Raw genomic sequence first — 26,811 nt, forward strand, 5'->3', positions numbered from 1 at the left:
AATTAAGTTTTTAATTTATATTTTGAAATAAAATACTATGTTTAACCATTTAGATCAAATAGCAGATGTATTAAATAATACTAATCAATATAAAGTGATTAAACGATACAATAAACCGAATTATTATAGCATACCTGATGACAGACCAAAAAAAATAGGAGTGTTTTTAGATACAGAAACTACTGGATTATCTTATGTTACTGATAAAATCTTAGAACTTGGAATGGTGAAATTTGAATACACGAACGATGGACGTATTTACAATATACTTGAGGAATTTAATCAATATCAAGATCCAAAAGAGCCTATAGCACCACATATTACCGAACTAACCGGTATTACCAATGAAATGGTTCGTGACCAAAATATAAATAAAGAAGAAGTTATTAATTTTCTTCAGAATGTAAGTATTATTATTGCACATAATGCAGGATTTGATAGACCATTTTTTGATAAATTATTTCCAGATCTGACACCCCAAATTTGGGGCTGTTCTAGAGTAGACATAGATTGGAAATATGAAAAAATAGAAAGCCAAAAATTGGAATATCTTGCATATAAATATAATTTCTTTTATGAAGGACACCGAGCAGTTATAGATTGCCTTGCAGGGTTACATTTACTATCACAGTATCTACCAGTTTCTAAAGAATTAGTATTGAAACAATTACTCATGAATTGTCATAAAACAAGATTTAAAGTTTGGGCTAAAAATGCACCCTATGAGACTAAGGATTTATTAAAGTCTAGAGGATATCGTTGGTCTACCCATCCACAGGAAAATTATAAAGCATGGATGGTTGAAATTATTGAGAATAATATGGAATCAGAACTAAATTTTTTACAATCTTGTATTTATCAAAAAAATTACGCTATCCCTATACAAACTATTTTGCCATATAATAGATTTACTTAATGATATTCAAACATTAGACCTATTTTGAAACTGGAATTTAAGATCAAAATATGATATAAACATCTTAGCAAAATAGATGACAAAGATTTGCCCTTTGCTTGGTACACTGGTGGATGGATTTCTTACTGTTTAACCGTAGTAGAGATCATTTCATTAATGGCTCTTTGCATATATTCTCGAGCAGTATCAGTGGCAAGTCTAGTATAAATTGCCGTTGATCTTGGATCTCTATGATTTAGAAGCTGTCCTATTACATATTGATTTGCTCCAGTCATTGCCATCCAACTTGGTATTGTTCTCCTTAAATCATGGATCCTTAAATTTTCTATTCCTGCTTTTTTACAAATCCTCTTCCATGCTTTCTTTGGTTCTTGCAGGTGACCACTACTGCTGCTCTCACTTGGAAATACCCAAATGCTATTAGATTGCTCTTTCCTAGCTTTTAATATTTCTATTGCTTGATCTAATAAAGGTAAATGGTGGGGATCACCATTCTTAGTTTCTGGAAGATACAATTGTTTGTCAGTAAAACTTACTTGCTCCCATTTCATAGTAAGTAAATTGTCTTTACGAACTGATGTATATAAAGCTATTAAGAAAAAATCCTTCATTACTTGGTTTTTCTCTTCTACTATTGCTGTAAAAAACTGTGGTATTTCTTCTCTAGTTAAATAACGGTCTCTAGATTGTTCCTGATGCTTCTTTATCCCAATAACGGGATTCACCTTAATTAATCCCCATTCTATTGCTTTGCTAAATACAGGACTTAATATTTCAAGAAATCTATTAGCTCCATATTTACCAGTTTTAGTTAAATTATTAAACAACTCTTGAATATCTATTTTTTGAATGGTGGATATTTTTCTAGGATATAAATGTTTTGCATATCTATCTACAGAAGCAGCATAATCTTTCCATCTTTTATTATTAATTTTACTGTATTCATTAAGGTATTTGTCATAAAAATCCTTAAAGGTAAGCTCTTTTAATAATCTGGCTCTTTCTTCAGCAGGATTATATCCTTTTGCAATCTCCCCCTTTAATTCAGATGCTCTTGTTCTTGCTTCAGTAATAGATAGTTCTGGAAAACGCCCTATCTTGATTTTTTGGTATAATTGTTGAATTTTTTTACCAAGGTAAAATGTCTTACTGCCACCGTATGATACTATTAAAAATAATCCTTTTTCTTTAGTATCTCTATATATATTTTGTTTTTCTGTTGGGATTTTAATGTTATTTAATGCTTCTCTAGTAAAGAATAAAGATTTTACTGACATAAATACCTCATAAGAGCATTGATAACTAAAGTTATAATATGCTTTGGCTATGATAGCAAATCATATAAGAATAATCACCGAAATTAGATAATGGTTGATAATATTAATGCTCCATATGTTCTCCTGTCAGTGTAAGTTGTTAGTATATGTTAATAAGTATTTGACAGGTCATTCAAAGTTAACTACAGTAAAATTATTTCTTTACACATCGAAGAGGTAGCTATGAATATAAGGCTTTCACTAGGCGTGATGCAGCACTATAGTGTTGTATTTTATTTTTATAAAATTGTTCAGATAATATCTAAAAAAACGAACTGTTACGTTGACATCGTAAAGGTCGGGGGTTCAACTCCCCTATCGCCCACCACCTTATCTCTAGGGCTTTCACAGTTTAATATTGTTATCAAAAAATTCTTATGCTCCCTATATTCTCCTTTGAGATTGCATTATCAGAGCTATAATTTCTTCAAAATCTCTCCTATAACTGAGATTAAGGAGAAATATTATGCATAATATATTCTCCTCTTTTTCCACGGCACCGTCAAGTTAAGAGAGATGTAAATTAAGTATTGAGCAAATGCATGGAATAATTTATAGAATAGCAGTAACCATTTATCTCTAAATTTCACCATTATGCGTATTACTCAAGCTCCGAAGAGACATCGTTTTCCAGCAAGCATCATTAGCCATGCAGTATGGTTATATCATCGTTTTAATAGTAGCTACCGAGATGTTCAAGAACAGATGGCATATCGAGGTATTATTTTGAGTCATGAGACAGTAAGATTTTGGTGCAACAAATTTGCAGTTTATTTTCAAGATGTTATCAGAAGGAGAGAGCGGAAGCCAACTGATAAATGGCATTTAGATAAAATGAACATTAAGATTAAAGGTGAAGTATTCATACTATGGAGGGCTGTTGACTCTGAGGGACATGAATTAGAAGTATTGCTACAGAAGCGACGCAACAAGAAATCAGCTATTCGCTTTTTATTAAGATTATTGGGCAATTACCCAGCTCCAAGAGTAATTGTTACTGATAAGCTCAAGAGTTACATTAAACTGATTAAGCTTATGTGTCCTAGGACTAAACATCGAACTAATAAGAGATTAAATAATCGCGTTGAGAATGCACATCAACCAACTAGGCGAAAAGAGAAGATATTGATTAAATTTAAGCATCCTAATGCAGCACAATGTACATTATCACTGATGGGAAAAGTTAGAAATATATTTGCCGTAAATGTTGGAAGATATACTAAAACAGCACCTTACCAAAGAATTGCATTTGCATCCGCTAAATCCATTTGGGATGAAGCTACTCAAAGACTTCTTGCTGCCTGAAATCTAAAAATATTACTCTTTTTGACACTATGTTACTTAACTTGACGATGCCGGTTTAAATTTTAGATTTATCTGCATAATAACGGTACTTTATCTGCATAAGTTACTATTTATAGTATGCAGATAAAGTGCAGATAAATCAAGCCTTTATTTTAAATATATAGCTCTTTTCTAAAATATGCTCCTGCTGATTCACCGCATTTATATCCTATATTTTCATAGAATGCATGTGTACCGTCTTTAGCTCGTCTATAACCAGAAGTAAGATCAACTATTACGGGGCTATAATTTTTTGCTATTTCTTCTAAATATTCCATAAGCTTTTTACCGATTTTTTGCTCTCGGTAATTTTCATCAATAATCAAAGCTTCAACATGAATCCTAGTTTTGTCTGAAACAAATAATATAGATTTAGACCAAGCAATAGCTCCAACAATTTTATTATCTAAACTAGCTACGGCAACACCATATCCATCAATGTTTATAAAATTACTAAAACGAGCTGTTAATTCTTCTATGCTAGATGGGTAACCGAGTTGCGACATTAAAGGTAAAATACTTGATATATCATTAATTGTTGCGGAACGAATATTTATTTCATTCATATTATATCATAATTAGTAATTTGCTATCTCTCTAAAACCTTTAGTCCCTCTTTCAAACCATGTTTTATAAATGTAATTTTAGCTTGCTTGCCATCAGCCGTTATGAACTCTAAATAATTATCATTTAATAAAATCATTTCAATATCATCTTTTGTAATAGTAGCTATAGCTTGGCAACTATTTATCGTACAATTTATATATTTTCCTGGTGCAATATTTTCTCACCGCTATTAATAGCTGTGCCAGCAGGAATTTGAACATTTGGCGGTAGTACTTCAATTAGTTTTAATTCTTTTATGCTTTGATCATCACTGAAATAACCAATATGGTACATTGCTAATATTTCTTTCTCTTTATCTTTTTCCGTATTATTAATTTGTTGTGATAGAAAGCAAATTTGTTTTTGTTCGTTATTAAGATTGCAGTTTAAATTCCAAGCTCCATATTTTTTAGGAGCTGTTGAAGCATTAACATTTTCCACCCTAAATAATACAAAAACCCCAACTATTACAAATAAACCACTACAAACAAATATAGTTTTCTTTATATAATTCTTCATTTTATTTCTAACCTTTTTAAAATATTTTCTTTCCCTAAAATTTCAGCAATTTCAAATATGCTAGGTGAGCCGACCATACCGGTTATTAAAGCTCTCACAGGCTTCATAACTTCATTTAGCTTTAAACTATTTGCTGCTGCTATTTTCTTAAATTCATCCTGTACTGATTCTTTATCAAACCGCTCAAGTTTTTCTAAGCCTTGTACAACATTATTAATCAAATTTTTATTGCAATTTGCTATTATCTCTTTTGCCTCCGATTCATAAGCAACAGGAATATTTACTAAATAAATTTTAGCAAGCTTTGCTAAATCTAGCAGTGTTTCACTTCTAACTAATAAACCTTGCAAACCACGTCTTATATAATTTACTTCCTGCTCACTGACCTTATAATTTTTATTTAATATCTCTAAAATTTTAGTAATTAAACTATTTTCATCAAGCATTCTTAAATAATGGCTATTTAAGCTGTTCATTTTAGTAAAATCAAGCTTTGCAGGTGATTTACCAAGTGAATCTAGGTTAAACCATTTTATTGCTTGATCCAGCGAAATAATTTCATTATCTCCATGACTCCAACCAAGCCGCAACAGATAATTACATAAGCTTTCCGGCAAATATCCCATATCCTTATAAGCTTCAACACCTAAAGCCCCATGCCTCTTAGATAATTTAGCACCATCTGCTCCATGAATTAGCGGTATATGAGTCATAATTGGAACATGGTAACCAAAAGCGTTATATATAGCGATTTGCCTTGCAGCATTCGTTAAATGATCATCACCCCTAATAATGTGAGTTATACCCATATCGTGATCATCAACCACCACAGCTAGCATATAAGTAGCAGTGCCATCACTACGTAGCAATACCATATCATCAATGTGGGAATTCTCAATTACCACATCACCTTGCAAAGTATCATGAATTGTTATACTACCTGAGCTTGGAGTTTTTAAACGTATAACCGGCTTTACGTCTTTTGGATAAGTAGATGGGTCTTTATTACGCCACTCGCTGTTAAAAATAAAATGTTGTTTATTTTCTACAGCTTTTTGTCGCTGCTTTTCTACTTCTTCTTGTGGAGTAAAACAGTAATACGCCTTACCTTCTGCAAGCAACTTTAACGCTACTTGCTTGTAAAGATCATTGCGTTTAGATTGGAATACAACTTCATCATCCCAATTAAGCCCTAACCATTTCAGACCTGAAAATATAGCTTCTACTGCTGCTTCTGTTGATCTTTCTTTATCAGTATCTTCAACACGTAATAGAAATTTGCCGTTATTATGCTTAGCAAATAAATAGTTAAATAAAGCCGTTCTTGCTGAACCTATATGTAAAAACCCCGTCGGTGATGGAGCAAATCTAGTAATTACGTTGTTAGTCATTTTTTTAATATATCTATAAGTGCATAAAAGTTAGTAGACGAAGTTTAATTTGGAAAAGAGCAAGGAATCCACAAGACGAGGAACGGAGCGTACACTTTAGTACGTGAGTACCGAAGTACTTGTAGGATGACGTAGCCAATTTTTCAAATTAAACGAGTATACACATAAAATAATTTACATCTATATCATCATCACTTAATACCCATTTGTCTTCTGCCATGTTATACACCAAACCTTTTAGCTCCTCAATTTCTACATTAGTGTCTGCGAGCATCTCATAAATTTCAGATGGTTTTAGAAACTTACTATAATCATGAGTATTTTTGGGCACCCATCCGAGTATATACTCAGCTGCTATTATCCCGAGTAAATAAGCTTTTTTGGTGCGGTTAATCGTAGAAATTATAGCCATGCCTTTTGGCTTAATACGCTTTACTAAATTAAGCATAAATTCTTGAACATTTTCCACATGCTCTATAACTTCAAGACAAATCACTACATCATATTGCTTATCGTTTTCTAATTCTTCTATAGTGCTTTTTAAATAATCTACCTTAATATTATTTTTGGTAGCGTAAGCCAAAGCAGTATCAATATTACTTTGCAAAGCATCAATAGCTGTAACGTTAAAACCTTGCATTGCAAGATTAGTAGCAATTAAACCGCCACCACAACCTACATCCAATATTTCTAGTTTAGAAATATCGTTGTAATACGATTTTATTTTCTCTATTATATAGTTAAGACGAATAGGGTTTATGCGGTGTAAAATACCGAATTCCCCCTCTTTGTCCCACCAACTATGAGAGATTTTTTCAAATTTTTCTAATTCGTTTTTATCGATTGAAGACATAAGCTCTAATATACTTAGATGATATTAATAATATTAGCCTTAATTTTAATTAGCTGCATATTTGCTCCCATCGGCTGCATAGCATTATGGAAGAGATATGTTTACTTTGGCGACGGGCTTGCTCATAGTAGCTTTTTAGCGGTCAGCATTAGTATTATCGCTCATTTTCCGTTAATATATTCAGGACTAATTGTTGCAATTCTTTTTTCGATTTTTGTATTTATCTTCCAAAATAATTCTGAAAAAAATGCAGTTATTAATTTAATTTCTAGCACTATGCTAGCTATTGCTTTAATTATTAATTATTTTTCTTCTGCACAAAACAATATAGTAAATTTACTGTTTGGCGATATTTTATCTATAACTTTTGATGATTTAATTGTGCTAGCAATAATGTTTATAGTTATTATAGGTTTTATTATATATTTTTATAATCAAATTCTTCTTATAATTATTAACAGAGATATAGCACTAATTAAAGACGTAAAAGTTAATATTATAGAACTATTATTTTTACTTATTTTATCCGTGTCAGTATTTTCTGCAATTAAAATAGTTGGGGTGCTTATGGTGACGGCTATTTTGATTATTCCTGCTATGATTGCACGATTTATTGCGAACAGTCCTGCCTTGATGATTATAATATCGATTTTTGTTTCGCTATTTATTAATTTTTGTGCTGCTGCTTCTTCTTTCTATTTCGATCTTCCTCTAACGCCATTAGTCATAATAATTGGCTCATTGATTTATGGATTGTTGTACGTTCGTAGGGTGTAGCGTTGTTGCTTGAGTTTTATGTCATTCCTGCGAAAGCAGGAATCTAGAAATTAAATAAATACAATAACTTTTTAAAGCTAAAAGCTCGATTTATCTCGCTTTATGCTGGATCCCGCGATCAAGTCGCGGGATGACAGGTAGCATATAAACAATAAAAAAGCAAGCTATTTAGTAATAACTTGCCTTTTATTTTACCTGAAACTAATTAGAAATTTTAATCTTCGTACATTCTTTTACGAGCAAACTTTCTTTTTCTTCGTGCAGCTTCTTGTGCTTTACGAACACGCTTTACTGACTTTGGTTCGTAGTAACGCTGTTCTTTCATTTTACGAAAATAAAGCTCTCTTTGTAGCTTTTTCTTAAAATTCTTAAGCGTATTATCACAATTACCGGCGTGAACATTTACTAGTATCACTAAAATTACTCTCCTTAAAAATAAATATATATTTGGTAACAAGCTATATTATCTATATAATAAGTTATATGTCAAGGTTAAAAATATGAATATTCAAGAAGAACACTACATAAAGAAAATAAGCTTTATGCAATCATTACTAGAATTATTACCATTTAACGAATGGAATGACAAAATAATTAATGAAGCAGAAGAAAAATGCGGCTTTGCTAAGGGCTATGGCTTAATACTTTTTCCAGATGGATTAGCCGAAATAGTAAAATTTTTTGAAAGCTATCTAGACAATATTACGCTAGAGATTTTAAATAAACAGGAAGTACCAAATAAAATAAGAGAAAAAATATCCTTAGCAGTAAGGACTAGAATTAAAGTCGTGTTACCTATTATTCATAGCAAAAATGCTACATATTTTGCACTAAACCCTATTCAAGGTACAGAAGTTGCATTCCACAGCTGTGATATTATTTGGCAATATACTGGTGATAAATCGATTGATTATAATTATTATACTAAACGAGGCTTACTGCTTTCAGTTTATGTATCATCTATTCTTTTTTATATTCAAGATGAATCAGAAAATTATATCAACACCGATAAATTTATTGATAGTTCTGTAGAAAATATTGTGCAAGCTTTTACGCAAATGAAAAAATTGCTTGATCCTTCAAATATTCCAATAGTTAGGATGTTTACATAGGAGGATAATGAAAATTTGTTTTCTAATTATTATAGCTATATTACTAACAAGCTGCACTTCACCATACAAACAATTATATCAAAAAAAGCCAGGGTTTTATTCTTACATCATTGGAGATGTACAAAATAATTATATTTATAAAGAACATTACTCAAAAGTTTATGCTACACCTGCTAACTGTCAAAAAGTTGTAACTGCTCTTGTTGCATTAAAAACTCTTGATCCTTTATATAAATATAAAACAGAATTATTAGTTAACAAAAAGGGCAATAAAATTCATGATCTAATAATAAAATTTTCTGGTGATCCTACATTAACTTCTAAGCAGCTAATAAGTTTATTACAACCACTTCGTAATTCAAAAATTAACGGATATATCATTCTAGATAGCTCAATTTTTAAAACGTCTCCATATTCATCTAATCTTATGATAGACGATATAGGAAAAAACTATTCGACGCCTGTATCTTCTATAAACATAGATAAAAATCTTATATAAGTAAAAATAACACCAAATAACCTAGGAAAACCTGCTAAAATATTGACTGATCTGAGATATAATATTCATTCTAATATAATAACAAATAGTAGCCCTTCATCTTTTCAATTATCATGGAATGACGAAATAATGAATATTACAGACAATATTAATGAGGAAAATAATCCTATAGAATTAAAGCTTACTTCTAAAAATCATGATGAATATATAGTAAAGAAACTAAAAGGAACAATTAGAATTGCAGGCAATATTAATAACAAAGATGATCCTATAGAATTAAAACTTGCTCCTAAAAACCACGATGAGTATATAGTAAAGAGAATACAAGCAATACTTAAAACACTTAATATAAAAGGTAAAATAAAAATTGCTCAGGATACAAGTAAAATAATTAGTAGCTTTAAGTTATTAAATCAAATTGAGTCACTCCCTCTTAAAGAAATTATAAAACCTGCAATGAAGAGTTCTGACAATTTAGTATTTGACAGTATATATTTGACTGTCATTAATTATAACTCAAGCCAAAAAATTACAGATTGGACTCAAGGGAATGATATTATCAAACAATTAATTAAACAGCATTTTATAATTGATACAAAGGATTCTTTATTTGTTGATGGTTCTGGGCTTTCAAGATATAACCGTATTCAACCTGCCATTCTTTTTTCGTTGTTAAAAAAAGCTATGAAATCCCTGAATTTATAAATACATTACCAAGATCTGGAGAAGAAAATTCTACACTTGAAAATCGTACCAAACTTTCAAAAGATATTATCGCAAAAACTGGTTATATGTCAGGAACAAGCTGCTTATGTGGATATAATATGGCACGATCAAACCATAAAAAAGCTTTTGTTTTAATGACTAATAGCTTCCGCCCACCAATTAAAGATTTATTTGAAGTTACAGATGATTTTATAAACAAACATATATAGCGTCAATCAATAAGGTTGATACATGAAATTTTGCGAGTCTCGATTGTGCTCATGTATTTTTATACGCTCCGCAATCTCGCTCGTAAATTTAATGCCTAAACCGGCATCGTCAAGTTAAGTAACATAGTGTCAAAAAGAGTAATATTTTTAGATTTCAGGCAGCAAGAAGTCTTTGAGTAGCTTCATCCCAAATGGATTTAGCGGATGCAAATGCAATTCTTTGGTAAGGTGCTGTTTTAGTATATCTTCCAACATTTACGGCAAATATATTTCTAACTTTTCCCATCAGTGATAATGTACATTGTGCTGCATTAGGATGCTTAAATTTAATCAATATCTTCTCTTTTCGCCTAGTTGGTTGATGTGCATTCTCAACGCGATTATTTAATCTCTTATTAGTTCGATGTTTAGTCCTAGGACACATAAGCTTAATCAGTTTAATGTAACTCTTGAGCTTATCAGTAACAATTACTCTTGGAGCTGGGTAATTGCCCAATAATCTTAATAAAAAGCGAATAGCTGATTTCTTGTTGCGTCGCTTCTGTAGCAATACTTCTAATTCATGTCCCTCAGAGTCAACAGCCCTCCATAGTATGAATACTTCACCTTTAATCTTAATGTTCATTTTATCTAAATGCCATTTATCAGTTGGCTTCCGCTCTCTCTTTCTGATAACATCTTGAAAATAAACTGCAAATTTATTGCACCAAAATCTTACTGTCTCATGACTCAAAATAATACCTCGATATGCCATCTGTTCTTGAACATCTCGGTAGCTACTATTAAAACGATGATATAACCATACTGCATGGCTAATGATGCTTGCTGGAAAACGATGTCTCTTCGGAGCTTGAGTAATACGCATAATGGTGAAATTTAGAGATAAATGGTTACTGCTATTCTATAAATTATCCCATGCATTTGCTCAATACTTAATTTACATCTCTCTTAACTTGACGGTGCCAGCGAATTTTGTAAGATTTGTATAGGTATGGTTATATATAAATTAGTAATATATTTAATAAAGACTTAGACTTAATAGAAATCCGGCATAATGATTTGCTTTAAATCTCGTCATACAATTAGTTGGATTGTGAATTTCTAAAGTTGCTATTTGTAATATTAACAAGATTGAAGCAGCTAGGATAGGTAGATAGTCTACATTATAGCCGGCAGCTGAGATAAATAACAAAATAAATCCAACATAAAATATATAAAGCCAAAATTTATAGGCTTTATTCTCTAAGTAAATACTTAAAGATTTTACTCCTATTTTCTTATCGTCATTTATATCCATAAATCCATATATAGTATCATACCCTATCGTCCATAAACAGCAGGCTAAATACATGATAATTGCTCCTATATCAAGCTTATTCTGAACTGCTGCATAGGCTATTAGCGTTCCTAAATTAAACGTAAAGCCTAAAAAAACTTGTGGGAGGTAAGTGATCCGTTTCATTAGCGGATATGTACTAATCATAATTACTGCAAAAAAACCTATATATATTGCCGTCCTACTCAAAGCTAGCAAAATAAAAAGCGAGATAAAAGCAAGAATAAAGAGTATGCTGATAGCATATTTTATAGACAAAGCACCGCTAGTTATAGGGCGGTTTTTAGTCCTGGCAACATGCTTATCGAATTTTCGATCAAATATATCATTGATAATACACCCGCTACTTCTTGTAGTTATGCTACCTAAGATAAATAATGGCAATAAATGTATTAAATCTGCTTTAGACGGATTTGCAAGTAGCAAGCCAAATAAGGCAGGAAAGAAGACCAGCAAATAAGCTACCGGCTTATCTGCCCGCATTAATTTTAAAGTTAATAAGAATTTATGCATGATTTTTTGACTTTCAGATGATTATTATATTTAGTTTATCTATCATCGGATAGTAAATTAATGCTAATATAGCTGAATTAGCTAAAGATATTATAGGAAAATATACAAATATGTATAATGAATTTAATATTTAGTACATTTATTATTAATTGCGAATAATTTGAATGGTGGAAGCAAGTAGTACGATTTGCTAACCACCAAGGGTAAAGTTTTATGCAACAAAATTCACAAGCAGCATAAAAATTTAAAGGGTGGATAAGTTGCGTCCATTTCTTTTTCTAATCTATTCCAAAAATACTATTTTGCCTAATTCATTAATATTATTCAATCCGTTAATTTGTTCATTTAATAAATCACATATATTTTTAAAGTTTTTGTTCTCAGCTAAACTTAAAGCTGTTTCGCCACTTTTATTAATTTGATTAATAGAATGGCACCGTCAAGTTAAGAGAGATGTAAATTAAGTATTGAGCAAATGCATGGAATAATTTATAGAATAGCAGTAACCATTTATCTCTAAATTTCACCATTATGCGTATTACTCAAGCTCCGAAGAGACATCGTTTTCCAGCAAGCATCATTAGCCATGCAGTATGGTTATATCATCGTTTTAATAGTAGCTACCGAGATGTTCAAGAACAGATGGCATATCGAGGTATTATTTTGAGTCATGAGACAGTAAGATTTTGGTGCAATAAATTTGCAGTTTATTTTCAAGATGTTATCAGAAAGAGAGAGCGGAAGCCAACTGATAAATGGCATTTAGATAAAATGAACATTAAGATTAAAGGTGAAGTATTCATACTATGGAGGGCTGTTGACTCTGAGGGACATGAATTAGAAGGGCATCGTCAAGTTAAGTAACATAGTGTCAAAAAGAGTAATATTTTTAGATTTCAGGCAGCAAGAAGTCTTTGAGTAGCTTCATCCCAAATGGATTTAGCGGATGCAAATGCAATTCTTTGGTAAGGTGCTGTTTTAGTATATCTTCCAACATTTACGGCAAATATATTTCTAACTTTTCCCATCAGTGATAATGTACATTGTGCTGCATTAGGATGCTTAAATTTAATCAATATCTTCTCTTTTCGCCTAGTTGGTTGATGTGCATTCTCAACGCGATTATTTAATCTCTTATTAGTTCGATGTTTAGTCCTAGGACACATAAGCTTAATCAGTTTAATGTAACTCTTGAGCTTATCAGTAACAATTACTCTTGGAGCTGGGTAATTGCCCAATAATCTTAATAAAAAGCGAATAGCTGATTTCTTGTTGCGTCGCTTCTGTAGCAATACTTCTAATTCATGTCCCTCAGAGTCAACAGCCCTCCATAGTATGAATACTTCACCTTTAATCTTAATGTTCATTTTATCTAAATGCCATTTATCAGTTGGCTTCCGCTCTCTCCTTCTGATAACATCTTGAAAATAAACTGCAAATTTATTGCACCAAAATCTTACTGTTTCATGACTCAAAATAATACCTCGATATGCCATCTGTTCTTGAACATCTCGGTAGCTACTATTAAAACGATGATATAACCATACTGCATGGCTAATGATGCTTGCTGGAAAACGATGTCTCTTCGGAGCTTGAGTAATACGCATAATGGTGAAATTTAGAGATAAATGGTTACTGCTATTCTATAAATTATTCCATGCATTTGCTCAATACTTAATTTACATCTCTCTTAACTTGACGGTGTCTTTTGAGGGTACAGTAATATTAGTTACTCACGATCGTGATTTTGCAAGCCTAGCAACTAGAATTATCGCTCTTTCTCATAAAAGAAATATTATCGATTTTAAAGGTAAATATAAAGAATATGTTGAGAAACACAGCAATGATTATCTAAAAATCTGATAATGAAAAATATATATTTAATTAATTAGCACATTCTTATATAGTCATAAACCAGTATATAAATAATTTTACTTGGTATGGATTTTAAAGAGTTTAAGGATAAATTTGGGTATGATGCTGCTACTAAAATGATGCAGCAATATTTAGATATTAAATTTGCTCACCTAGATTGCTTATTGCTTTTTAGAATGGGTGACTTTTATGAAATGTTTTATGAGGATGCCGTGCTTGCTAGCGGCGTACTCGGTATTGCTTTAACTAAGAGGGGTAAGAACGGCGATGAAGAAGTGCCGATGTGCGGCGTACCTTACCATGCTCTTGAAAATTACCTAACTAAATTAATCGAAGAAAATTATAAGGTCGCTATTTGCGATCAACTCGAAACTCCTGAAGAAGCAAAAAATAGAGGCGGTTATAAGGCGGTAGTTAATAGAAATGTTACTCGTATTATAACGCCTGGCACAGTGATTGAAGAAAAATTGATTACTACGGCTGAACCGAATTATCTAGCAAGTCTTGTTGTGCCGAAAAACAAAGATATGGCAGCACTTTGCTATGCTGATCTTTCTACTTCCACAATTTTTGTAGTTAACGTTCCTGAGCTTGAAATTCTTAATGAACTTGCCCGCCTTAAGCCTCGTGAAATTCTACTTAGTGAGCATTTAAGATCTTCTGATCTTGTGAGTAATATTTCTAAGCAACTAAATTTCCGTATTACTTATCAGGTTGATAGTTTTTTTGCTGCTAATAAATGTGAAAAAATTATTCTAGATTTTTATAAGATGAGAGATATTAAAGGGGTAGGGGAAATATCTAGCAACCAAATTTGTGCAATAGGTAGTATTTTGGAATATCTTACCCTAACGCAAAAAGAAAATATCCCAAATTTACCAAAGCCAAAAATTATCGATTTTCATAGTTATATGACAATTGATTTTTCAACAAGACGTAATCTTGAGATAGTCACAAATTCGTGTGGAGGGAATAAAGGAAGCTTGCTAAGTACCCTTAACCACACTGTTACTAAACAAGGCGGTAGATTGTTATATAATTTCCTATCAAGCCCGTTAACTGACATTCATAAAATAAATCAGCGTTTAAATATAACCGATTTTTTTCATTCTAATCTAGATATAACTGCAAAAGTCCGTGAGCTACTTAAGAAAACCAGCGATATAGAGCGTTGTTTAACCCGTATTACTATGAATAGAGGTTCGGGGCGTGATTTGCTTAGTATTAAATATACGTTAGAGGCGGCTAACTCTATTAAAGAAATATTCTTTGATAATTATGGTTTTGAGCTACCAAGCTTTATTGAAAAAATTGTTAAACCGTTAATAAGAAATGATGAGTTGTATAATTTAATTGAGGAAAGCATATGTGAAGATGCACCGAATAATTTAAATGATGGCGGTGTTATAAAGCATTCATACCACCCAAAAGTATTGCAGCTACATGATTTAATTAATAATGGTAAACTACATATTGAGAAACTAAAAGATCAATATAAAAGAGAAACAAGTATAGATAGTTTAAAAATATCTCATAATAATGTGATAGGGCTGTTTATCGATATCACCGCTAAAAATGCTAATAAGATTAATGATCCCAAATTTATTCATCGTCAAACTACTGTTAATAGCGTGCGTTATACTACAATTGAGTTGCAAAAACTTGAAAGCGATCTAGTTAATGCTAAAACCTTAGTAGTAAGTTTGGAAAAAGAGTTATACGAAGATATATGCAAGCGAGTAACGAAGCAATCCGATTATTTACGGATTCTTGCTAGCTCCTTAAGCGGTATTGATGTGTTTTGTAACTTTGCTTATATTGCAAGCGAAAATGATTATGTCAGACCTGAGTTTACGGATGATTTAAGCTTTGACATCGTTAAAGGGCGACATCCGGTAGTCGAAGAGGCTTTGAATAGAGAGAGAAAAAGCTTTGTGCATAATGATTGTCATTTATCGGAAGCGGAACGTATTTGGCTAATTACCGGTCCTAATATGGCAGGTAAAAGTACTTTCCTAAGGCAAAATGCCATTATCGCAATCATTGCTCAAATAGGTTCATTTGTGCCTGCTAAAAGTGCTAGAATAGGGATGGTGGATAAGATATTTAGCAGAATCGGAGCAGCTGATGATTTGATTAAAGGACAATCGACTTTTATGGCAGAGATGTTAGAGACGTCAGCGATCCTTGCACAATCTACTAAAAACTCGTTGATTATATTAGATGAGGTAGGGCGTGGAACTTCTACTTATGATGGCGTATCTATCGCTTGGTCAGTGCTTGAATACATCCATGATAAGCTGAAATGTCGGTGTTTATTTGCAACCCATTACCATGAGCTAACTATTATGGATAATTTTCTGCCGGCTATGCAAAATTATATTATTGCTATTGAGAAATCAGGCAAAGATATTTTGTTTTTACATAATATTATAGCAGGTGCAGCCGATAGATCATATGGCATTCATGTTGCAGCTTTAGCGGGGCTGCCTGCAAGCGTTATCAATAGAGCAGAGCAGATTCTGCTTAAATTTGAGAAAAATGCCGCAGGTAAAGGAAAGAATATTTTATCGACGGAGTCAAATAATTTGAGTCTATTCGCTATTGAGTCCCCTAAACTACAAAACAGTAAATTGGAGGAAAAATTTAAAACCATCGACCCTGATAAATTATCGCCTAAAGAAGCTTTAGAGCTATTATATCAATTAAAAAGCAATTTTATTAAATAATAACAATTATTAACCGCTAAAAATATTTATATTATACCTTTTCATAATCAACTATAATATATGGAGAGTGTTATGCCTAAACAATTTCAATTAAGTCTTCAACCTATTTCTAGGGTTAAAGAAAATCCTAATATGTTCGGTAATTTTACCAATTTTTTTCTAGGAAGTGAAGAATATGTTATATCTAATGATAGTTATATTACTCCTAAATCATGTGTTACACAAGCTCGAAAATTTTTTGAATCATTAGGTAATACATGCCAATTGGGCATACAATATGTAGAAAAAGAGTTTAAGGGAATTTTTGAAATAAAAGATAATGTCGTAACTGCATTACAAAATAATGAAGCAGCTTATAACTATACGCAACATGAGTTAAACGGTACATTTTATTTGTATGATAATAAAAAATCTCAAGTATGTATACAAAATCTATATAAAGCACTAAATATTTTTCAACAACGCACTTTTGAGGATGTTAAAAATTATACTAGAGAAGATATTTGGAATTTTATAAATAATAAGAAAAATACACAGGAACTAATATATCCCAACAATGATGAACAATTTATTCAACAATTTTTCTAGCTTGGGGATTGTAGGGTATTTAAAATATTGAATGATATAACTCAAGCAACAAATAGTACTGTATCTGAAATAGTAAATACTACTGTAACTACATTATTAAATTCAATGACAGAGCAGCAAGAGGATAACGAAAGCCACAATGATGGTTATTCACTAGGTGTGTACATTGCAGGTGGAGCGGCAGTTTTAGGAGTTATAAGTGCAATTGGTTATGCCGGTTATAAGTTGTATAAAAGTTATGCAAATAATAAGTGTATATCGCATGAATCAGAAATCGAGTCTTCCCAATTAAGTGTGCAAACTTTTTCAAAGGACTAGATTCTATCTTCAAATTTTAATGATACTCCTCGCAGCAGAGCTACGAGGTATCTATCCAAAAAGTTTTAACTGTTTTTGTTGAAATGCTTTATAAGAAGGTTTGCCTGAACCTTGATTTTTTACATAATTACGTAATTTCCGCTCATCACCATGTTTACATACTGTGCTCATAAAATATCCTTTACTCCAAAACTCACTTCCCCATAATTTTTCTTTAAGATTTGGATATTTCTTAAACATTTCCTTAGATGTAATACTTTTTATGATTTGAGTTATTTTTGTTGGGCTATACATTGGTATTGACTGTAGTAAAAAATGTACATTATCTTTATCTACTCCTATTTCCAAAAATCTAATTTCATAACGAGCTTCTATGTCCTCACAAATTTTACATAAATAATCGTCTAGTTCCTCATTGAATATTACTCTTCTATACTTTGCCGGTGTTACTAAATGATATATTAGTACTGTGACATTATGACTTTTATGTATATAACTGCTTTCTTCCATGCATCTAGTATATCACGAAGCAGAGCTTCGGGGAATTAAACCCTAAGAGATTAAAAAATGAGCCATAGCCGCATTCCAATTTGGCATAGGCATTGACCATTTTTTGGTCATGTAATCAATTGCTAAATATAAGCTTTTAAAAACAGCATTATCATTTGGAAAAACCCGTTTATTTTTTGTAACTTTTCGAAGTTGACTATTAACGGATTCCACAGCATTAGTTGTATAAATTATTTTCCTTATTTCTTCTGGATATCCTAAGAGCCTGTCTTGAAATTAAGGTTTAGTCAATTTTTTAAGCATAAGTGTAATCATATTGATATAAATAATATGTTCAGAAGTTTTATAGTTATGCTCATAGTCTTTACTCATACGACGAAAATTATTGAGCCAGCCAAAAGTACGTTCAACTATCCAACGCTTGGGAATCACTTTAAACCCCACTTGATCAACAATTTTACGAGAAATTGTCAGTAATGCTCTTACAGTTAAAAAACACCAAATTTGTAATGCTCCAGCATAACCACTATCTGCAAAAAATTTGATAATACTAGGATATTTTGCTTTTGCCTTGATTATTACATTTTTAGTGCCATCTCTGTCTTGTATACCTGCTGAATGTACTTCACATGATAATACTAAACCAAGTGTATCTGTAACTATATGGCGTTTCCTACCCTTAATCTTCTTGCCTGCATCATATCCTCTAGCTCCTCTTTTTGGGTAGTCTTAACAGACTGACTATCTATAATCCCTACAGTAGGAGTGGATTTCTTACTTTCTTTCTCCCTTACTTTTTGGACTAATCTATCATGTATTTCTTGCCATCTACCATTCTTACGCCAACGTAAATAATAGTCATATACTGTTTGCCATGGGGGAAAATCTTTAGGTAATAATCGCCACTGACAACTACTCCTCATTACGTAACGAATGCCATTAATTATATCTCTTATATTATGTTTACGTGACCGTCCTATCTTGCAAGGACCAACAAATGGAGCTAAATGTATCCTTTCTTCTTCCACTATATCACTGGGATACATATTCCTACTTTATTATTTTTTGACAATATAAATTATTTCTTATATCTTTTCAAGACAGGCTCTAAAAAAAATCATTAAATTATCCCAGTGAACGTACCAAGATTTAGCAATTTGATGATATTGTTTATTCCATTTAGATTCAAAAGCCTCTAAAGCGGAAAGTGCTTCTTTTTCTGTGCTAGCTGTAATAAATAGTTTTTAAATCACCAGCAAGCTCTTTCCGGTCCTTGTATGATACATATCTTAAACTATTTGTAATTTGATGTACAATACATAATTGATGCTCCGTCTTTGGAAAAACAGCACCTATAGCTTCAGACATACCATTAAGGTTATCGCTACATGCTATCAGTATGTCTTGCATACCTCTATTTTTCATCTCAGTAAAATTACCAAGCCAAAATTTAGCTCCTTCATTCTCGCTGATCCACAATCCTAAAATATCTTTCCGTCCTTCTAAATCAACGCCTAAGGCAACATATACTGATTTATTGATAATACGTTTATCTTGACGCACTTTTACTATTAAACAATCAAAAAATACTATAGCATATACTGGATCTAATGGACGGCTCTGCCATAGCTTAACATCCTCTATTATATCATCTGTGATCCCGCTAATTAAACTCTTGCTTACATCAGCTCCATATAACTCCTGAAGCTGTAATTTTATATCTGATAAACTCATACCTTTAGCATACAAAGATAGTACTTTATCATCAAAACCATCAAGTCTTCTTTGACGCTTTGCTACCAATGATGGTTCAAAGCTACTATTTCTATCTCTTGGTACCTCAATCTCAACAGCACCATTCTTTGTAATTAGATTCTTTGTATTATAACCATTACGTGAATTCTGGGCAGCACTTTGATTATACTTGCTATATCCTAAATGATTATTCATCTCAGACTGTAAAGCTCTCTCTACAAGACGCTTGGTCAGTTCTTTTAATAAATCATCCTACGCAAATAAAGTTGATACATCTGTATCATTATTGATCAATAAATCTATCGCTTGATCCATTGCAGCATTTTGTTTCTCTGTCATTGTAATTTCTCTTTTTGTTATATTTTCTTTTATATAACCTTTGGGAAATTTACACACTTATTTGGACAGAGCCTAGTAAGTTTATCAGCTAGTGCAAAGGGGCGATTTATGGAAGAAATCGTCTTAAAAATAAATGCAATATATTAATAATTTTCTAATTTAACTATTGCAATTTATTCCATTATTTCTTATATTCAAAGTCGCTTAAATAAAAAGCACAAGGGCGTTTTAATATTAATAATGAATTTTATCCCCTTAAATTCAAATATTAAAATGCCCACAGCTAATTATTCTATATTTAAGCGGGTGTAGCTCAGGGGTAGAGCGCTACCTTGCCAAGGTCGAAGTCGAGGGTTCGAATCCCTCCACCCGCTCCAATAATCTTCTTCCAAACTTCTGCTTTTAGTTAAAATGATATTTTTGTTAAATTGATAGGATTAGCAACGACATAACGCCATAGCTTATCTGTGCCTTTAGTTATGCCGATACGTGTGGTGGTAGAATAAGGGAGTTTTAAGTTAATGTCACTAACAAAAAATTCGTTGTTATTAATTAGGTCAATTCTATTATGAGAAATATTAATTCCTAAATATTTACACAACTTTCCTGGTCCATTTAGATGCAAATTTGTAGGTGAAATAATATATGCTCCACGAATTAGGGTGGCAGCAGGAAAGCCGTCAGTTTCGGTTACGAAGTTTAGACAATAATACATGCCGTAAATCAGATAAACATAGCTAAAACCAGCCAGACCAAACATTACATCAGTTCTTTTTGTACGACCTCTTGCAGCATGACAAGCCGGATCTTCTTGTCCAATATAGCTTTCAGTTTCAGTAATAATAGCTGTTTTACCTTGGAAATATAAAACTTTACCCAGCAGCTCTTGACTTACTATATTAGTATCTCTAGCAAAGAATTCACGTCCTAATGGGGTTAGTGTATTACTCATTTTAATTTATTATTAATTCATTGCACTGTTCGAAAAGCATCTTCGGTGTCATGCCCGCGTAGGTATTGTTGCTTGGATCGGAAAATATCCTATATGTCATTCTTAGCTAAAAGCAGGAATCCAGTATAAAGCGAGATAAATCTAGCTTTTAATTTTAAAAATCTATTGTATTTATTTAATTTTTCTTCTGGATTCCCGCTTTCGCGGGAATGACATAGGGGTAGTAATACTATTTACTGTTGGAACAGGATCATATCCGCCATCGCAAAAAGGTTGGCATTTAATTATTCTTTTAAAAGTAAGCCATGATCCTTTGATACCTCCATGTGTGTTTAGTGCCTCTTTAGCATATTTGGAGCAGGTAGGATAAAATCGGCAATTGTTACCACCAAGTAATGGGGAAATAAAATATCGATAGAAAGTAAGAAGTAATAATAATATTCTAGTCATTTCGCAGCTTATCTATAATTGCTTCCATCTTTTTCGGCGTCAAATCTTCATAATAATCGTCATTAATTTGCACTACCGGAGCATTAACGCATGCACCTAAACATTCGATTTCAATTAGGCTAAATTTTTGATCTTTGGTTACTTCTTTATCTTTTATGCCAAGTTTTTTCTCACAAGTTTTCATGATATCATCGCTACCACGCAACCAGCAAGGGGTAGTGGTGCATATTTGTATATGATGCTTACCGACGGACCTTAGATTAAACATAGTGTAAAAAGTTGCCACTTCATAAGCTCGCATATACGGCATTTCTAGCATATTCGCCACATACTCAATAGCAGGAACGGGCAGCCAACCGCCATTTTGACGTTGAGCAAGATCAAGAAGTGGTAATATGGCACTTCTTTTGCCCTCCGGAGGATATTTTTTTATGATATCTTCTGCTAGACTTAAATTTTTCTTATCAAAACTAAAATTTGTCATTTTTGTATTCATATACTCCTAATATCATGAATAATTTAGTAGACGAAGTTTTATTTGGAAAAGAGCAAGAAGCATCTAGATTTTTGACCGCAGCGTACACTTTGGTACGTGAGGATCAAAAATCTAGAAGCGACGTAGCCAATTTTTCAAATAAAACGAGTCTACCTATCGATCTCACCGAATACTATATCAAGTGTTGCTATAATAGTAATAACATCTGCCATTAAATGACCTTTAGACATAAAGTCAAGTCCTTGCAAGTGAGCAAATCCTGGGGCTTTAATTCGGCATCTGTAAGGTCTGTTACCGCCATTAGAGTATAAATATACGCCAAACTCGCCTTTAGGAGCTTCTACTGCCTTATAAATCTCGCCGGCTGGAACATCGTACCCCTCGGTATAAAGCTTAAAGTGATGAATCATTGCTTCCATAGACTCTTTCATTTTAGCCCTTGTTGGTGGTGCTAGTTTTGGATCATCAGTTTTAACCGGACCTTGCGGCATTTTTTCTATACATTGCTTGATTATCTTAACAGACTCATACATTTCAAGCATACGCACTAAATATCTGTCATAACAATCGCCATTTTTGCCGATCGGTACTTCAAAATCCATTTCGTCATAAACGTCATAAGGGTTTGATTTACGCAAATCCCAGGCTATGCCCGAACCTCTAAGCATTGGTCCTGAAAATCCCCAGTCCATGGCTTCTTTTTGTGAAACAACACCAATATCCACTAAACGCTGTTTCCATAACCTATTTTCATTTAGCAGATTTTCAATATCTTGAAGTTTAGGCGGGAATTGCTGAATGAACTTATCAATATCTTCAAGTAAGCCGCTAGGCAAATCCTCAGCAACGCCGCCTGGTCTGAAATAGTTCGAGTGCATACGAGAGCCAGAAACACGTTCGTAAAACTCCATGATCTTTTCACGCTCTTCAAACAGCCATAATAAAGGAGTGGTTGCCCCGACATCTAAAGCTTGGCTACCGATGTTTAATGTATGGTTCAGGATTCTCGTTAGTTCTGAAAATAGCACCCTAATAAACTGAGCTCTTCGTGGTATTTCGCACTCTAATAGTGATTCGGCAGCTAAAGCAAAAGCGTGTTCTTGACTCATTGGCGAAACATAATCAAGGCGATCAAAGTAAGGTATAGCTTGCAGATAAGTTTTATGTTCAATCAGCTTTTCGGTACCACGATGAAGTAACCCAATGTGAGGATCAGCGTTATTTACCACTTCCCCGTCCATCTCAAGAATTAGCCTTAAAACTCCGTGCGTTGCCGGATGTTGCGGACCAAGGTTTAACGTTATACTTTTAGTGTTGTTTTGCATGATAGTTATTTTTATATTAAAGGTTCTTCTATATTAACAGAACCTAAAGGTAATATTTCAAAGTCATCGTTTATTATACAATCAAATAGAAAAGGGTTAAAATAAGCAAAAGTGTTATATAATTCTTGATTTTGTTTATTTGCTAAAACAAGTTGGTATGAAAGAGAAAATTTATTATAATTTACTTGCCACCCATAATTAGACTTAACATCTTCACTGTAACGTATAAATGATTTATTTACAGGATCAATTACCATATGTTTTGAAAAGTCACTAATAGTACGTAAATGTATATATGGTACTTTTTTTCGCTAAATATTTTAAAAAATTCTTCATCTATTTTTAATGAAAAATTTTTATGTAAGGTTAAGTTATTTCGTTGACCTTTTACAATATATGGAATCATTTCTTTAATAGTAAAAGCTCTAATCATTTAGCTTTCTCATCTCCAGGTAATACATAAGTAGGGCTATGCCAAGGTGAGCTAAAATCAAACTCACGATATTCTATGTCTAAATTGACCGGTTCGTAAGCTACTTTCTTTGCTTGTTCATCATATCTAACTTGTGTATAACCGGTTAATGGGAAGTCTTTACGCAAAGGATGTCCCTCAAACTCATAATCGGTGAGTATCCGCCTTTTATCATCATTGCCATCAAAATTTACACCATACATATCATAAACTTCACGTTCATACCAACAAGCGGCATTAAATATATTGATTATAGATGGTACGCTTTCTTTTTCAGATACATAAGTTTTAATGATAAGACGTTTATTTAGTTTTAAGCTCAATAAATTGTATACTACTTCAAATCGTTTAGTTCTTTCAGGAAAATCGCTACCAAATAAATCGGTTAGTATGGTAAAACGTAGTTCTTCTGATTCTTTTAAGGTTTTTAAGAAAGGTAGTAAAAAATTCAGATCAACTTTATACGCTATGTAATCCTTAACTATAATAGGAGTTATTAGAATGTTGGACTTAGCAGTAAGCTTTTCAATGATTTTTTCGAGCGTCATATTTAAAACCTGTAGTGCGTTGGATTTTCTTTTGTAACTGCATAAGTCCGTAAATTAAAGCTTCAGCTGTAGGAGGGCAGCCAGGGACATATACGTCAACCGGTACAATTCGGTCACAGCCTCTTACTACCGAATAAGAGAAGTGATAATACCCACCACCATTAGCACAACTACCCATTGAAAGTACCCATTTAGGTTCAGCCATTTGGTCGTATACTTTACGTAATGCTGGTGCCATTTTGTTGGTAAGCGTTCCTGCAACTATCATAAGATCGGATTGTCTTGGGCTTGGTCTAAACAGCATGCCAAAGCGATCCATATCATACCTACTTGCTGCTGCTTGCATCATCTCAACAGCACAACAAGCAAGCCCAAAAGTCATAGGCCATAATGAATTGCTTCTCGCCCAACCGATAACATCATCGACTTTAGTTAATAAGAACCCTCGATTTGAAAGTTCATTATTAAGCAGCTCATCTTCTTGATAAAAATTATTATGCATTTTATTTTTACATAAGTTAAATCTAATAAATATGGACGGAAATACGAAGTTTAATTTAAAAACAAAAGGAGGTGTCGCTAATTTTTAAATTAAACAAGTATTTCTTATTCCCAGTCTAAAGCTCCTTTCTTCCATTCATATATAAATCCTACAGTAAGCACGAATAAGAAGAACATCATTGAGAAAAAGCCTATTTTACCTATTGTTCCAAGACTAATAGCCCAAGGAACTAAAAATGTGATTTCAAGATCAAAGATAATAAATAAAATAGCAACTAAATAAAATCGTATATCAAATTTTGATCTGGCATCGTCGAAAGGTTCAAACCCGCACTCATAAGGCTCTAATTTGTCCTTATTATATTTCTTGGTAGATAACAGATTCGGTAAAATCATTATTAGGCTAGATACCAATGTTGCAATACCAAAAAATATAGCAATCGGTAAATATTCTTGTAAGAGTTCTGAATTCTGTAGCATATATTTTTTTATTGTTTTATCGTCATTGCGAGAAGAAACTGAAAGTTTCGGCGAAGCAATCTCAGGATGTTTGACAAGATTGCTTCGTCGCTTTGTTCCTCGCAATGATCCAGATTCTAACAATCTACCCCAAATAACATTATTTATCAATGACAATATCGGGTTTGACTAATAACTTCATTAAAATTAGTACCCAAATGCTGCTTGCCACCCACCATATTTGCCAAACATTATATGAAATCATGCCGATAATGTAATAATTTATGAAACATGCATAAGAGCTTGCTCTAAAATTATCATTTGCTATGTTACCGATTTGTTTGAGATATTTGTAAACCAAGCTTAAGAATAAAGCTAACCCTATTAATCCCAGCTCTAAGGTAATTTGTAATATGTTATTATGCGGGTGAAGCGGCAAAGGATGCCATTTTTCACCCTTATAATCGATCATTTCACTATCTTTAACTTGGGTATATTTAGAAGAATTAAAGCCATTAATCATAAGTGGTTTTTCAGTAATTCTATTTGCAACAAAATGCCAAATAAATAGACGGTGAGCTGCTGATAGGTGAGTAGTCAAATATTTGTCTGATAACTCCTTAGGATTAATTTGTCCGGCTATAATTGGAAATAATATTGAGCTGATTATTAGACCAAATATTATCAATTTAGAAAATATTGGTTTTATGATCCTTGCTAAAATAAATACTATTCCCCCTAAGCTAAACCCTAAGAAACTTGCTAAACTATCAGAAATATTTAATAAATAAAGCACTAAGATATATAATATTAGAGCTAAGTAATATTTTTTATTATGAGTTAAAATAGCGATAACTACCCATGTAGTAATTGATAATAAAGCACAACCACGATCTAGCATATAAAGGTTAAAATTTGCTTTAACTATTTTAGTTAAGAAGCCATGAGAGAAATACTCAATAAAAAATAGTGAAATTGCGGTAAGAGTGCCAAATATTAAAGCTTTTTTAAGCTGTGGACGATTTTGAAATGGTTTGAAATTACTAACCACAAAACCAAGAAATAAGATTGTAAAGACTTGAGTAAAGTTAATTAAGCTATTAATAGGTCTGATCGCAAATAAACAGGATATCAAGCACCAACCAGCGAAGAGTAGTTCTGTTTTATTCTCACTACCCCATATGTTATTCCCTCGAAAGCGGGAATCTAGTAAAATATGCAAAACATTCTTTCTAGATCTTGTGGTCAAGCCGCTGGATGCCAATGCATGTATAATAACACCCAGCAAAAACACCGTTACAGTAGCTGCGACTGATAAGCCGGCAACCATGCCAAGGCTAGGAATTAAGAATATAAAAAAATAGTTTATCATTTTAA

At 32.5% G+C, this 26,811-nt stretch carries 33 protein-coding genes, 1 tRNA gene and 2 pseudogenes; 12 read left to right on the plus strand and 24 right to left on the minus strand.

All coding sequences use genetic code 11. The annotated features are described in order from the left end of the window. The first annotated feature begins 37 nt into the window (after positions 1-37). Positions 38-916, plus strand: a complete 879-nt coding sequence (locus tag ACICQC_RS03095; RefSeq protein ID WP_341794883.1) for a 3'-5' exonuclease — start codon at positions 38-40, stop codon at positions 914-916. A gap of 122 nt (positions 917-1,038) precedes the next feature. On the opposite strand, the gene ACICQC_RS03100 is transcribed toward ACICQC_RS03095, so the two are convergent. Next, positions 1,039-2,193 (minus strand): tyrosine-type recombinase/integrase, encoded by a 1,155-nt coding sequence (locus ACICQC_RS03100; RefSeq protein ID WP_395477345.1) that lies wholly within the window; start codon positions 2,191-2,193, stop codon positions 1,039-1,041. Between the two features lie 633 nt (positions 2,194-2,826). Here ACICQC_RS03100 and ACICQC_RS03105 point away from each other — a divergent pair. Further along, entirely contained in the window at positions 2,827-3,537 is a 711-nt protein-coding gene (locus tag ACICQC_RS03105; RefSeq protein WP_395476422.1) for an IS6 family transposase, read from the plus strand. Between the two features lie 152 nt (positions 3,538-3,689). Here ACICQC_RS03105 and ACICQC_RS03110 read toward each other — a convergent pair whose 3' ends face one another. The 4 genes and pseudogenes from ACICQC_RS03110 to ubiG form a co-directional block, all read right to left on the minus strand. Beyond that, entirely contained in the window at positions 3,690-4,142 is a 453-nt protein-coding gene (locus ACICQC_RS03110; protein ID WP_395477346.1) for a GNAT family N-acetyltransferase, read from the minus strand. 23 nt (positions 4,143-4,165) lie between these two features. Beyond that, positions 4,166-4,701, minus strand: a pseudogene (locus ACICQC_RS03115) (invasion associated locus B family protein). Continuing rightward, positions 4,698-6,092 (minus strand): glutamate--tRNA ligase, encoded by a 1,395-nt coding sequence (gene gltX / locus ACICQC_RS03120; protein ID WP_395477347.1) that lies wholly within the window; start codon positions 6,090-6,092, stop codon positions 4,698-4,700. Before gltX ends, ACICQC_RS03115 begins: the two are co-directional and overlap by 4 nt. Before the next feature lie 148 nt (positions 6,093-6,240). Further along, the gene (gene ubiG / locus ACICQC_RS03125) at positions 6,241-6,945 is read right to left on the minus strand and encodes a bifunctional 2-polyprenyl-6-hydroxyphenol methylase/3-demethylubiquinol 3-O-methyltransferase UbiG (protein ID WP_395477348.1); all 705 of its coding nucleotides are present in this window, start codon (positions 6,943-6,945) and stop codon (positions 6,241-6,243) included. A gap of 18 nt (positions 6,946-6,963) precedes the next feature. Between ubiG and ACICQC_RS03130 the strand changes: the two genes are divergently transcribed. Then, positions 6,964-7,722, plus strand: coding sequence for a metal ABC transporter permease (locus ACICQC_RS03130; RefSeq protein WP_395477349.1), 759 nt, complete (start codon positions 6,964-6,966; stop codon positions 7,720-7,722). A gap of 214 nt (positions 7,723-7,936) precedes the next feature. Here ACICQC_RS03130 and rpsU read toward each other — a convergent pair whose 3' ends face one another. Then, positions 7,937-8,137 carry a 30S ribosomal protein S21 gene (gene rpsU / locus ACICQC_RS03135; protein WP_011477128.1) on the minus strand — a complete coding sequence of 67 codons (201 nt, stop codon included), beginning with the start codon at positions 8,135-8,137 and terminating at the stop codon, positions 7,937-7,939. Between the two features lie 85 nt (positions 8,138-8,222). Between rpsU and ACICQC_RS03140 the strand changes: the two genes are divergently transcribed. The 3 genes and pseudogenes from ACICQC_RS03140 to ACICQC_RS03150 all read left to right on the plus strand — a co-directional run. Next, the gene (locus tag ACICQC_RS03140; RefSeq protein ID WP_395477350.1) at positions 8,223-8,834 is read left to right on the plus strand and encodes a COQ9 family protein; all 612 of its coding nucleotides are present in this window, start codon (positions 8,223-8,225) and stop codon (positions 8,832-8,834) included. A 7-nt stretch (positions 8,835-8,841) separates the two neighbouring features. Beyond that, a complete protein-coding gene (locus ACICQC_RS03145) occupies positions 8,842-9,333 on the plus strand; it encodes a D-alanyl-D-alanine carboxypeptidase (RefSeq protein WP_395477351.1) in 492 nt (163 codons plus the stop codon). A 129-nt stretch (positions 9,334-9,462) separates the two neighbouring features. Next, positions 9,463-10,145, plus strand: a pseudogene (locus ACICQC_RS03150) (D-alanyl-D-alanine carboxypeptidase); the annotation flags it as partial. A gap of 277 nt (positions 10,146-10,422) precedes the next feature. On the opposite strand, the gene ACICQC_RS03155 reads toward ACICQC_RS03150, so the two are convergent. Then, entirely contained in the window at positions 10,423-11,133 is a 711-nt protein-coding gene (locus tag ACICQC_RS03155) for an IS6 family transposase (RefSeq protein WP_395476494.1), read from the minus strand. A gap of 153 nt (positions 11,134-11,286) precedes the next feature. Then, positions 11,287-12,117, minus strand: a complete 831-nt coding sequence (gene ubiA / locus ACICQC_RS03160; protein ID WP_395477352.1) for a 4-hydroxybenzoate octaprenyltransferase — start codon at positions 12,115-12,117, stop codon at positions 11,287-11,289. A gap of 531 nt (positions 12,118-12,648) precedes the next feature. On the opposite strand from ubiA, the gene ACICQC_RS03165 reads away from it, so the two are divergent. After that, positions 12,649-12,981 carry a transposase gene (locus tag ACICQC_RS03165; protein WP_395477353.1) on the plus strand — a complete coding sequence of 111 codons (333 nt, stop codon included), beginning with the start codon at positions 12,649-12,651 and terminating at the stop codon, positions 12,979-12,981. A 32-nt stretch (positions 12,982-13,013) separates the two neighbouring features. On the opposite strand, the gene ACICQC_RS03170 is transcribed toward ACICQC_RS03165, so the two are convergent. Then, positions 13,014-13,724 (minus strand): IS6 family transposase, encoded by a 711-nt coding sequence (locus ACICQC_RS03170; protein WP_395476422.1) that lies wholly within the window; start codon positions 13,722-13,724, stop codon positions 13,014-13,016. 1 nt (position 13,725) lies between these two features. Between ACICQC_RS03170 and ACICQC_RS03175 the strand changes: the two genes are divergently transcribed. The 4 genes from ACICQC_RS03175 to ACICQC_RS03190 all read left to right on the plus strand — a co-directional run bounded on the left by ACICQC_RS03175 (position 13,726) and on the right by ACICQC_RS03190 (position 17,627). Next, entirely contained in the window at positions 13,726-13,980 is a 255-nt protein-coding gene (locus tag ACICQC_RS03175; RefSeq protein ID WP_395477354.1) for a hypothetical protein, read from the plus strand. A 77-nt stretch (positions 13,981-14,057) separates the two neighbouring features. After that, complete coding sequence (gene mutS, locus ACICQC_RS03180; protein WP_395477355.1) at positions 14,058-16,721, plus strand: DNA mismatch repair protein MutS; 2,664 nt, start codon at positions 14,058-14,060, stop codon at positions 16,719-16,721. 72 nt (positions 16,722-16,793) lie between these two features. Further along, positions 16,794-17,309, plus strand: coding sequence for a hypothetical protein (locus ACICQC_RS03185; protein ID WP_395477356.1), 516 nt, complete (start codon positions 16,794-16,796; stop codon positions 17,307-17,309). A gap of 27 nt (positions 17,310-17,336) precedes the next feature. After that, the gene (locus ACICQC_RS03190; RefSeq protein WP_395477357.1) at positions 17,337-17,627 is read left to right on the plus strand and encodes a hypothetical protein; all 291 of its coding nucleotides are present in this window, start codon (positions 17,337-17,339) and stop codon (positions 17,625-17,627) included. A gap of 51 nt (positions 17,628-17,678) precedes the next feature. On the opposite strand, the gene tnpA is transcribed toward ACICQC_RS03190, so the two are convergent. The 6 genes from tnpA to ACICQC_RS03220 form a co-directional block, all read right to left on the minus strand. Next, the gene (tnpA, locus tag ACICQC_RS03195; protein WP_395477358.1) at positions 17,679-18,137 is read right to left on the minus strand and encodes an IS200/IS605 family transposase; all 459 of its coding nucleotides are present in this window, start codon (positions 18,135-18,137) and stop codon (positions 17,679-17,681) included. A gap of 42 nt (positions 18,138-18,179) precedes the next feature. After that, positions 18,180-18,350: a transposase gene (locus ACICQC_RS03200; protein ID WP_395477359.1), complete on the minus strand. Its 171-nt coding sequence runs from the start codon at positions 18,348-18,350 to the stop codon at positions 18,180-18,182. Positions 18,351-18,413: 63 nt separating this feature from the next. Continuing rightward, positions 18,414-18,821, minus strand: coding sequence for a transposase (locus ACICQC_RS03205; protein WP_395477632.1), 408 nt, complete (start codon positions 18,819-18,821; stop codon positions 18,414-18,416). After that, positions 18,797-19,183, minus strand: coding sequence for a transposase (locus ACICQC_RS03210; protein WP_395477360.1), 387 nt, complete (start codon positions 19,181-19,183; stop codon positions 18,797-18,799). Before ACICQC_RS03210 ends, ACICQC_RS03205 begins: the two co-directional genes overlap by 25 nt. Positions 19,184-19,361: 178 nt before the next feature. Next, the gene (locus ACICQC_RS03215) at positions 19,362-20,087 is read right to left on the minus strand and encodes an IS256 family transposase (protein ID WP_395477361.1); all 726 of its coding nucleotides are present in this window, start codon (positions 20,085-20,087) and stop codon (positions 19,362-19,364) included. A gap of 57 nt (positions 20,088-20,144) precedes the next feature. After that, positions 20,145-20,288, minus strand: coding sequence for a hypothetical protein (locus ACICQC_RS03220; RefSeq protein WP_395476501.1), 144 nt, complete (start codon positions 20,286-20,288; stop codon positions 20,145-20,147). A 245-nt stretch (positions 20,289-20,533) separates the two neighbouring features. Between ACICQC_RS03220 and ACICQC_RS03225 the strand changes: the two genes are divergently transcribed. Continuing rightward, a tRNA-Gly gene (locus tag ACICQC_RS03225) sits at positions 20,534-20,608 on the plus strand. Positions 20,609-20,637: 29 nt separating this feature from the next. On the opposite strand, the gene ACICQC_RS03230 is transcribed toward ACICQC_RS03225, so the two are convergent. The 9 genes from ACICQC_RS03230 to ACICQC_RS03270 form a co-directional block, all read right to left on the minus strand. After that, positions 20,638-21,183 (minus strand): DNA-3-methyladenine glycosylase, encoded by a 546-nt coding sequence (locus ACICQC_RS03230; RefSeq protein ID WP_395477362.1) that lies wholly within the window; start codon positions 21,181-21,183, stop codon positions 20,638-20,640. A 171-nt stretch (positions 21,184-21,354) separates the two neighbouring features. Next, on the minus strand, positions 21,355-21,633 hold the full coding sequence (gene yidD / locus ACICQC_RS03235; RefSeq protein WP_395477363.1) for a membrane protein insertion efficiency factor YidD: 279 nt from the start codon (positions 21,631-21,633) through the stop codon (positions 21,355-21,357). After that, positions 21,626-22,129 carry an NADH-quinone oxidoreductase subunit NuoE gene (gene nuoE, locus ACICQC_RS03240; protein WP_395477364.1) on the minus strand — a complete coding sequence of 168 codons (504 nt, stop codon included), beginning with the start codon at positions 22,127-22,129 and terminating at the stop codon, positions 21,626-21,628. The genes yidD and nuoE overlap by 8 nt, the downstream gene beginning before the upstream one ends. A 149-nt stretch (positions 22,130-22,278) precedes the next feature. After that, the gene (gene nuoD, locus ACICQC_RS03245; protein ID WP_395477365.1) at positions 22,279-23,454 is read right to left on the minus strand and encodes an NADH dehydrogenase (quinone) subunit D; all 1,176 of its coding nucleotides are present in this window, start codon (positions 23,452-23,454) and stop codon (positions 22,279-22,281) included. 11 nt (positions 23,455-23,465) lie between these two features. Further along, on the minus strand, positions 23,466-23,711 hold the full coding sequence (locus ACICQC_RS03250) for a hypothetical protein (RefSeq protein ID WP_395477366.1): 246 nt from the start codon (positions 23,709-23,711) through the stop codon (positions 23,466-23,468). A gap of 172 nt (positions 23,712-23,883) precedes the next feature. Further along, positions 23,884-24,474: an NADH-quinone oxidoreductase subunit C gene (locus ACICQC_RS03255; RefSeq protein WP_395477367.1), complete on the minus strand. Its 591-nt coding sequence runs from the start codon at positions 24,472-24,474 to the stop codon at positions 23,884-23,886. Continuing rightward, entirely contained in the window at positions 24,452-24,976 is a 525-nt protein-coding gene (locus ACICQC_RS03260) for a NuoB/complex I 20 kDa subunit family protein (protein WP_395477368.1), read from the minus strand. Before ACICQC_RS03260 ends, ACICQC_RS03255 begins: the two co-directional genes overlap by 23 nt. A 104-nt stretch (positions 24,977-25,080) precedes the next feature. After that, positions 25,081-25,455: an NADH-quinone oxidoreductase subunit A gene (locus tag ACICQC_RS03265; protein WP_395477634.1), complete on the minus strand. Its 375-nt coding sequence runs from the start codon at positions 25,453-25,455 to the stop codon at positions 25,081-25,083. A 139-nt stretch (positions 25,456-25,594) separates the two neighbouring features. After that, on the minus strand, positions 25,595-26,806 hold the full coding sequence (locus ACICQC_RS03270; protein WP_395477369.1) for an O-antigen ligase family protein: 1,212 nt from the start codon (positions 26,804-26,806) through the stop codon (positions 25,595-25,597). Between the last annotated feature and the right edge of the window lie 5 nt (positions 26,807-26,811).

This window comes from Rickettsia endosymbiont of Pantilius tunicatus, from assembly GCF_964291875.1.
Classification (GTDB): Bacteria; Pseudomonadota; Alphaproteobacteria; order Rickettsiales; family Rickettsiaceae; genus Rickettsia.